The organism is Antrihabitans spumae (assembly GCF_043944905.1).
GTDB lineage: Bacteria > Actinomycetota > Actinomycetes > Mycobacteriales > Mycobacteriaceae > Antrihabitans > Antrihabitans spumae.
Genome location: NZ_JBIMSN010000142.1, coordinates 1 through 8,448, shown reverse-complemented (window position 1 = coordinate 8,448; position 8,448 = coordinate 1). Strand labels below are relative to the sequence as shown.

At 65.7% G+C, this 8,448-nt stretch carries 11 protein-coding genes; 7 read left to right on the top strand and 4 right to left on the bottom strand.

Going from position 1 to position 8,448, the window contains the following annotated elements; translation table 11 throughout:
• Positions 1-100 precede the first annotated feature (100 nt).
• Positions 101-751 carry a response regulator transcription factor gene (locus ACHIRB_RS27685; protein ID WP_395117241.1) on the bottom strand — a complete coding sequence of 217 codons (651 nt, stop codon included), beginning with the start codon at positions 749-751 and terminating at the stop codon, positions 101-103.
• Between the two features lie 17 nt (positions 752-768).
• The gene (locus ACHIRB_RS27680; protein ID WP_395117169.1) at positions 769-1,941 is read right to left on the bottom strand and encodes a sensor histidine kinase; all 1,173 of its coding nucleotides are present in this window, start codon (positions 1,939-1,941) and stop codon (positions 769-771) included.
• Positions 1,942-2,103: 162 nt separating this feature from the next.
• Here ACHIRB_RS27680 and ACHIRB_RS27675 point away from each other — a divergent pair, with 162 nt between their 5' ends.
• From ACHIRB_RS27675 to ACHIRB_RS27655, 5 genes are all read left to right on the top strand, one after another.
• Positions 2,104-2,505: a hypothetical protein gene (locus ACHIRB_RS27675; protein ID WP_395117171.1), complete on the top strand. Its 402-nt coding sequence runs from the start codon at positions 2,104-2,106 to the stop codon at positions 2,503-2,505.
• 13 nt (positions 2,506-2,518) lie between these two features.
• Positions 2,519-3,481: an AurF N-oxygenase family protein gene (locus ACHIRB_RS27670; RefSeq protein WP_395117173.1), complete on the top strand. Its 963-nt coding sequence runs from the start codon at positions 2,519-2,521 to the stop codon at positions 3,479-3,481.
• Positions 3,482-3,637: 156 nt separating this feature from the next.
• Positions 3,638-4,036 carry a nuclear transport factor 2-like protein gene (locus tag ACHIRB_RS27665; RefSeq protein WP_395117175.1) on the top strand — a complete coding sequence of 133 codons (399 nt, stop codon included), beginning with the start codon at positions 3,638-3,640 and terminating at the stop codon, positions 4,034-4,036.
• Positions 4,033-4,431, top strand: a complete 399-nt coding sequence (locus tag ACHIRB_RS27660; protein WP_395126637.1) for a hypothetical protein — start codon at positions 4,033-4,035, stop codon at positions 4,429-4,431. The genes ACHIRB_RS27665 and ACHIRB_RS27660 overlap by 4 nt, the downstream gene beginning before the upstream one ends.
• A 71-nt stretch (positions 4,432-4,502) precedes the next feature.
• Positions 4,503-5,345: a helix-turn-helix domain-containing protein gene (locus ACHIRB_RS27655; RefSeq protein WP_395117179.1), complete on the top strand. Its 843-nt coding sequence runs from the start codon at positions 4,503-4,505 to the stop codon at positions 5,343-5,345.
• A 34-nt stretch (positions 5,346-5,379) separates the two neighbouring features.
• On the opposite strand, the gene ACHIRB_RS27650 is transcribed toward ACHIRB_RS27655, so the two are convergent.
• Positions 5,380-5,790: a VOC family protein gene (locus ACHIRB_RS27650; protein ID WP_395117181.1), complete on the bottom strand. Its 411-nt coding sequence runs from the start codon at positions 5,788-5,790 to the stop codon at positions 5,380-5,382.
• Positions 5,787-6,431, bottom strand: a complete 645-nt coding sequence (locus ACHIRB_RS27645) for a dihydrofolate reductase family protein (protein ID WP_395126638.1) — start codon at positions 6,429-6,431, stop codon at positions 5,787-5,789. The genes ACHIRB_RS27650 and ACHIRB_RS27645 overlap by 4 nt, the downstream gene beginning before the upstream one ends.
• 133 nt (positions 6,432-6,564) lie before the next feature.
• Between ACHIRB_RS27645 and ACHIRB_RS27640 the strand changes: the two genes are divergently transcribed.
• Positions 6,565-7,698: a sensor histidine kinase gene (locus tag ACHIRB_RS27640; RefSeq protein WP_395126639.1), complete on the top strand. Its 1,134-nt coding sequence runs from the start codon at positions 6,565-6,567 to the stop codon at positions 7,696-7,698.
• On the top strand, positions 7,695-8,348 hold the full coding sequence (locus ACHIRB_RS27635; protein WP_395126640.1) for a response regulator: 654 nt from the start codon (positions 7,695-7,697) through the stop codon (positions 8,346-8,348). The genes ACHIRB_RS27640 and ACHIRB_RS27635 overlap by 4 nt, the downstream gene beginning before the upstream one ends.
• Positions 8,349-8,448 lie beyond the last annotated feature (100 nt).

Here is an 8,448-nt window from a genome sequence, read left to right as displayed (position 1 = left end):
CCCGAAACAGCTCCGTCACGAAACCGTTCCCGCCGATCCACCCCCATTAGTCTTTTCGGAGGTCGGGCCCTCCGAAAGGACGCACGAGCGGCGAAGCCGCCTACGCCTCGCCAGGGGTGACGATGCCACGATCGAATGCGTAGACGATCGCTGCGGCTCGGTCTCGAAGTCCGAGCTTGAAGAAGATGTGTCCGACATGACTCTTCACCGTCACCCCGGAAATCCCCAGTTCCCTTGCTATTTCGGTGTTGCTACGACCACGTCCGATGAGTGTCAGTACGTCGAGTTCGCGGGCGGTGAGGTCGTTGCCTACGTCAGCTCGGTAGGTCGCAACCGGTGTCGAGGCTCGGTAGGTCGTCAGGACTCGCGCCGTCACCGCGGAGTCGAGATAGGAATCTCCGCTTGCCACCGTGCGGACCGCGCGGATCAGATCCTCGGCAGCCGAGTCCTTGAGAACGAACCCGGCTGCTCCAGCGCGTAGGGCTCCCGACAGGAGTCGGTCGTCGTCGAAGGTGGTCAACACCAGGACAGGTGGAGGTTCGGCCGCGGCCTGCAACAGCCGCGTCGCCTCGATACCGTCGACCCGCTTCATCCGCAGATCCATGACGACGACATCGGGCGCCGACGTCCGAACAGCCTCCGGAACTTCCTCTCCGTCAGCGCATTCGGCCACGATCACGAACCCGTCCTTGCGGCGGAGGATTCGCCGCAGCCCCGAGCGCACAAGCTCTTGGTCGTCGACGAGGAGCACCTTGATCTCTACGCCGGTCACTGCGGGCCGACGAGGCCGAGGGGGCAGTCGCTTTCGCCCAGCCGCAATGGCAGCACAGAGTGCACCAGCCAGCCGGACCCGTCCGGCCCCGCTGTCAGCGTCCCACCGAGCAGTTGGGCTCGACGGCGCATGCCGTCGAGACCGGAGCCACCCGCGGATTCGCTTGTCGCGCATGGATGGTTGCCGATCGACAATTCGACCGCAACGGGCGAGATCGTCACGGCGACGTCGGTACGCGATCCGGGAGAATGTTTGGCGACGTTCGCGAGCGACTCCTGCGCGATGCGGTAGAGGCCGAGACCTGTTGCTGCAGTGACAAGTTCAGTGTTGCCGGCGCAGGCGTACGCGACGGGTAGCCCAGCTCGCTGGAAATCGGCGACCAAGTCGGTGATATCGCCGATGTTCGGCTCGGGTGCAATGGTCGACGGGCCAGTGTCGAGCAAGCCGACGGTCCGGCGGATGTCGTTCATTGCCTGCCGGCCGATCCGCTCCGCGTCAGCGAGTGCGTCGATCGCGTCGTCGATGTCGCGGTCCTCCTGAAGCGCTCTGCGTGCTCCCGTCAGATGCAGGAGCGTGATGCTCAACGAGTGCGCGACGACGTCGTGCACCTCGCGGGCGATGCGCCTGCGCTCGTCTCCGGCCGCTTCGGCGGAGCGGCTCGCCTGGGTTACGCGCTCTTGTTGTAGTAGGCGAAGTTGCGTGAGCATCATGTAGCCCGCGAGCCAGGCGAACAGCACGCCGGCGATGTAGAGATTTCGAACCTGATGATTGGCGAAGTGCGATAGAGCGAGCGTGGCGACGGCGGCTGCCGTCGCAAGGAGGCTTGCGCGCGCCGACGCCGTCGCTGCCACCGCGATGGTCATCGTGATGAGCAGGACAGGAGTCAAGTCCATGTCGACCGGGTGCCGCATGAATATGTAGGCGGCAACGACATTGATGGTCACGAAGGCAAGATGGGAGTTCCAGCCGACGAGGATCGAGAGCACACATTCTGCAACCACAGCCGACCCCGCCAACGCGACGATGCCGGGAGGAGAAAACGCGTTGCGCTGAATCAGCACGCCGAGGACGGTGCCACACAACACCAGCGGGACAAGCCACACGTATTGCCGCGGATAGTCGAAGCCGCGGGCGGCGAGAGTAGTCGACAGTCGGTCTGTCACGCGCATTTGATCAGCCTAGAGCCGAGTGCGTTCGCTTCGCATCGTTCCAGGAGCGGTCCGGGCGTCCTACCTGGGTAGGAGAGAAGGTCCCGACTCGGGCACGGCGAGGCGACGGCATTTTCTCCGTAGCGTTTCGAAGTGTCAGTTTCGATACGGAAGGTGGGGACGATGACTTGGTCGGATGTGCACGCACGCACGTTGATTCTCGAAACGGTGCTGGAGCGAGCCCGGCGTGAACCGGGGTACGGCTTGCGGCTCGACGGTCTCGGTGACGTGGAGCGCTTGTTCGGCGGTACGGGCGGAGTTCTGCTTGCGCTGCAACATCGTTGGAGCACACACCTGGCCGTCAAGCTCGACTTCGCCGTGGAGGCCGGCGCATCGGCGCAGGCAGCCTGGGACGAGTTGGCGGCAGAACAGCCGACACTGCGCGCTGTCCTCGACGCCCACTCGCGGCGGTCGTTGAGGCTGCGAGGCGCTCGGCGTAGCGAACAGTTGATGATCGCCGAACATGTTGCGGGTGGCCAGCTTTACGGCGATCCGCAACTTCACATCACCAAAACCATTGCTTGACAGGGAGATTGTTATGAGTGCTCCGATCGAGACCCCCGCGCACGACGACGTTGCCGATGCAGATCGTGAGAAGTACACGAAGCTGTTAGCCAGGCTGAGCGCTCTCTCGGTGACCCATCATTTCGACGCCTACGGCGATATCGACTGGGATGCAACCGAGTTCGTGATAGATCCCGCAGATCCACGCTGGGAGCTGCCGTCGTATGACCCGATAACGGAGACGGACTGGTATCGCGCGCTGTCGCCAGAGACGAAGGCGCGGTTCGGGCTCGACTCCATCGCGTCGGCGATGAAGCTCGGGTTGGAGTTCGAGCGAGTGCTCAAGCAGGGACTTCTGGAGTTCGCAGGCACACTGCCGAACGGGGCGCCTGAGTTTCGGTACGCCTATCACGAGGTCATCGAAGAGGCACAGCACTCGTTGATGTTCCAGGAGTTCGTCAACCGGAGTGGCTTCGACGCAGCCGGGCTGACGCCGTCGGACCGTTTCGGAGCACGATTCATCAAAGCACTCGGTCGGGTGTTTCCGCCGATGTTGTTCATCTTCGTTCTAGGCGGAGAAGAACCCGTCGACTACCTGCAGCGGAAAGCGTTGCGCAGCGGCGGCGACTTGCATCCACTGTTCGAAAGAGTGATGCGAATTCACGTGACGGAGGAAGCGCGTCATGTGTCTTTTGCGAACAGCTATCTGCGGACCAGCGTGGCTGGCCTGAGTTGGTTCGGCCGGTCACCCCTTGCAATCGGCGCACCGATCATCCTCGCGATCATGGCGCAGAAGATGATGAAGCCCTCGCCGCAGCTGATCAAGGCATACGACATCCCTCGCTCGGTCATCGTGGAGGCGTACGACAAGAATCCCGCGCATCGCGCGGAAACGATCGCATCGATTCGCCGCGTTCGCAGGCTGTGCGACGACATGGGCCTTGTGACGCCGCGTTATCGCTGGCTCTGGCGAAGGGTCGGTCTCGACGACTCGTGAGTCCTTTCGGAGGTCGGGCCCTCCGAAAGGACGCACGAGCAGCGAAGCTGCCTACCCCTGGCAGGGGTAGGCACAACTGGGCGTGGTTACCCCGTCGAGGTTCTTCCAAGCTGAAGTCGCGCCCCCAGTCGAGGGCCGACATCGAGAGGAAGAACAATGACGACCACGACAAACGACCTGGCGGTCGAGGACGTGACCCGCCTGGTCGACGACTATCTGAGCGGCTGGAACGAGGTGGACTCGGTCGAGCGCGAGGAGATCCTCGTGCGCTGCTGGGCGCCCGACGCGGCGCTCGTCGACCCGCCGCTCGACGGCAGAGGGCACGCCGGGATCGATGCCCTGATCCAGGCACTGCAGCAGCACTACCCCGATCACCGCTTCGTGCGGTCGGGGGAGATCGACGCCCATCACGATGCGTTTCGCTTTCCGTGGCGCCTGGTCGGGCCGGACGGCGACGCAGCGCTCACCGGTGTCGACTACGGGTTGGTCGGCGACGACGGTCGGCTGACCCGCGTCACCGGATTCTTCGATCCGGCGGCCGGAGCAGGCAAGTGACAAGCGTCGCGGACCGTTCCGATTCCCGCATCGACATGGGGTCGGTCCGCTTCTGGGTCGCTGCCGACGCGGCGATCACCGGTGCCAACGCCCTGATCTACTTGGCCGCCGCACCTGTGATCGTGGACCTGATGGGCTCGCAGACCTCGGACGTGCGGGCTATCGGCGGCTTCCTCCTGGCGTTCGCTGCCCTGGTTGCGCTGGTGGCTGCGCCCACGGCAACCCCACGCTTCGGTGTGCGGGTGATCATCGCTGTCAACGCTGTGTGGGTGCTCGCCTCCCTCGCCGTCGCGGTCGGTGGTGGCCTTGGGCTCACCGCACTCGGGACGGTCTGGGTGGTGGCGCAAGCCGGTGTCGTCGGAGTCCTCGCGGTCCAGCAGTACCGCACGCGCTGATATGTGTTCCCACGGCTCCCATGCCTTCTGGCACTTCCCAGAGGGTGGGGGAGCCGTGGCACAGTGGCGCGATGGGTTCATCTGCAGGCGACATCGCGCTCGGAGAATTCCTCCGCTCGCGGCGCAACCTGCGCCAACCCGACGAGGTCGACGTCCCGACCTACGGCAGGCGTCGAGTGCCGGGATTGCGTCGCGAGGAGGTTGCCTTCCTAGCCGGCGTCAGCGCGTCGTACTACACGCGGATCGAGCAGGGGACCGCAGGCACTGTGTCGTCGGGCGTTCTGCGCTCGGTCGCCGCGGCCCTGAGATTGACCGACGAAGAGCAGGCTCAGATCTACCGACTTGCGCAGGTGAGCCCGGACCACCCGCAGCCGGGTCGACCGGAGACGTTGCTACCGAGTCTGGCGGCGGTGGTGCGCCACCTCGACGGCGTCCCGGTCGGCGTGCTGGGGCGGAGCATGCGTGTGCTCTCGTGGAATCGGCTGGCGCACCGGGTGTTCGCCCCGCACCGTGCCTTCGATGAACCGTGGTCCGAGGTCGGCCTGAACTGGGCTCGGGTCCTGCTACTCGACGACGAGAGCCGCACCCTCTACGCCGACTGGCCGCTCGTCACCGAGGATATCGTGGGGCGGCTGCGGGCGGCGGCCTCCCGCAGGCCGACCGACCCCGAGATCACTGCGGTCGTCGCGGACCTCACCCGGAGGAGTCCCCGCTTCGCCGAGCTCTGGTCGAGCCACCCGACCCGCGAACGACCGCTCGGTGGAACCACTTTGAACCATCCGACGCTCGGCAGGCTCGACCTGTGCGACACAGTCCTTCGCTCCGTCGAGGACGAGGATCAGGTCATGATCGTGTTCCACTGCGCACCGGGCAGCGTCACCGAAAGCGCTCTGCGCCAGGCCGTCCCGACCTGACTGAGGTTCGGGACGCCTGGCGCAGTTGGATCTGTCAGCCGACGAACTGGTCGGCGAAATCGCCGACGGGCGGAATGGGCGTGATCACGTCGATGAGTACTCCGTCCGGTCCCGCAACGATGAAGTGACGCTGACCGAAGTCTTCGTCACGCAGGTTCAACACGATCTCGATACCGGGCCGTCCCGAGAGTTCGAAGTGGACATCGTCGACGTCGTCGACCTCGAGATTGAGTAACACGCCAGCCGCGGTCCGACCGCGGTACGCCTCGGGGATCGTCGGGTGGTCGGGGTCGAGAAGAGCCAATTCGTGTTGACCCCGGGCGAGGCTGACGTACCAGTCGGCCTCGAATGTCGGCTCGTAGCCGAAGTTTTCGCGGTAGAAGCGTGCGGCCGCAACCACGTCGGCCGTCATCAAGACCGCGTAGCTGCTCACGAGCTTGCTCATCGGATCACCTCACGTCCGTCGGAGGAGAGAGCGAATGCCCCGACCTCTGGTTCGCCGCGGCGAACCACCTCGGCCTCCAACGCCACGATGCCGCCCGGAAGTGTCTCCGCGGACGAGATCTCGAGGCCGGCGGCGGCACCCGGGTGGGTGAACAGGCGCTTGCCTTGGCCGACGACCACCGGGAACTGCAGCATCCGATAGGTGTCGACCAAGCCGGCTTCGTGCAGCGATCGGATCAGGGTGGCACTGCCGTGGACCTGCAGCTCGCCGCCGGACTGCTCCTTGAGCCGCCCGACCTCCGTCAAGAGGTCGCCGGACAGGACCGTCGACCCCGCCCAACCGGGATCGGTCAGCGTGCTGCTGAGAACGTACTTCGGGTGGGTGCGATAGACGGCTGCCACCGCGTCGTCCGGGTCGGTCACGTCCGGCCAGTAGCTGCGCATCAGCTCGAAAGTCTTGCGGCCCAATAGAAACGCGTCGAGACGTGCGAACCACGAGTCGACGACCCTACCCCAGTGTTCTGGACCGAACGGCACCAACCAACCGCCTCGGGTGAAGCCGTCGCTCGGGTCCTCTTCGGGGGCGCCAGGTCCCTGGATGACGCCATCCAGGCTGACGAAGGTATGGACGGTGAGTTTCATGTGTGCTCCTTGCGTGTGGGTTCTCCAGGACGCTAGGCGCGCGGGTGTGGTCGGCGTACGTGCCTGCGGTCACTGCTGCAGTCCGTTACTTCCGGCACCCGCGGCGATTCGGGTGGATTTCTATGATCGAACGATGAGGGAACCGAAGGCCGGGCGCCGAACGGCGTACGCGCTGCTGTCCTGCACCTTGGTGGCGGGCATCGTCGTGCTGCTGGAGGCGGTGCTGACCGACCTCCCCGGGCCTGCCCTACCGGTGTGGTGGTGGGTGTCCTACGCCGTCCTGCTCGTCGTGCAATTGATCGCGACGGGACTGGTTCGGCCGCCTGCTCGGCTGCCGTCGGCCGTCTGGCTCACTGCGCTTGTCGCGCTGGCGCTCGGCACGTTCCTGCTCTACCCGGACCACGGATTGACCGCTGCGCTCCTCGTGGTCTCGGCGGCCACCGTTGCGCGGCATGCCTCGACTCGCGCCGTGATCGGGGTGATCGTGCTGCAGTCCGTTGCGGCCGTCGTAGCCATCACCATGATCGGCTGGCCGATCGCGGACGTGGTCGCTGGGGCGTTCGTCTATCCCGGCTTTCAGGCCTTCGGCGCTCTCGTTGTCCACGCCGCCCGCCGCGAGACCGAGGCGCGCCACGAGTTGGCCGAGACACACGCCGAACTGCGATCGACCATGGCGTTGTTGGAGACCGCGAGCCGGGATGCCGAGCGGATGCGTATCGCGCGCGATCTGCACGACGTCGTCGGACATCAGTTGACGGCGCTTGCGCTCGAGCTGGAGGTCGCCTCGCATCTCGTCGAGGACCGCGCGAGCGAGCACGTCGTCCGTGGGCGCTCGATCGCGAAGCAACTTCTGGAGGATGTTCGGGCGGCGGTCGCGCAGATGCGCCAGGGACCCGAGGACTTGCGTCCGATGTTGGCCGAACTCTCGCAGAACGTTCCTGGACTCGACGTGTCGGTGCAGGTCGACGCGTCCGTGCAGGTGGAGGGTGAGCACGCGCAGGCCATCGTGCGGTGCACGCAGGAGGCGATCACCAACACCCTGCGTCATGGCGGTGCGACCCGCCTCGATGTCACGGTCGGTTCCGACGAGACGGGCACGTTCGTGCATGCCGTCGACGACGGCCGCGGCATCCCTCGCGTGGTCCCCGGACACGGGCTGACGGGCATGCGAGAGCGGATCGAAGCGCTCGGCGGGACCCTGAACGTGTCGTCGAGTCCGGGCAACGGCTTCGCCATCGAAGGCCGACTGCCTCGAGTGCTCGAATGACCGCGGCCATCCGGGTGCTCCTTGTCGACGACCAGACGTTGGTCCGGCAGGGTATTCGCAGCTTGCTTGCGCTGACCGACGAGGTCGACGTCGTGGGCGAGGGTGCCGACGGCGACGAGGCGTTGGAACTATTGGCCCGTGTCGACGTCGACGTCGTGCTGCTCGACCTGCGGATGCCCGGCCGCGACGGCATCGCAACCTTGCACGCGATGGCCGAGCGTGGGCATACGACGCCGGTGCTGGTGTTGACGACCTTCGACGACGACGAACTGGTGCTCGCGTCGCTACGCGCGGGCGCGAAGGGCTACCTGCTCAAAGACGTGACGCTGGAGCAACTCGTCAGCGGCGTCCGCTGTCTGGCCGCGGGCGGCACACTGCTGCAACCCGCTGTTACCGAGCGGCTGCTGCGCGCCATGACCGACCGCAGCTTCAACATCGGCGGAGCAGTGACTCCCGAGCCGCTGACCCCGCGCGAACTGGACGTCCTGCGGCTGGCCGCTGCGGGCTGGTCGAACCGCGAGATCGCCAAGGGCCTGCATCTTGCCGAGGGCACCGTGAAGAACCACATGTCGAGCGTTCTGCTCAAACTCGGTGTGCGGGACCGCACCCGGGCCGTGCTGCATGCCCTGGAGAGCGGCCTGTTCGACTAGGGCGCTCCGCGCCTCGTGAGTCTTTTCGGTGGGCGGGCCCACCGAAAAGACTAATGGGGGTGGATCGGCGGGAACGGTTTCGTGACGGAGCTGTTTCGGG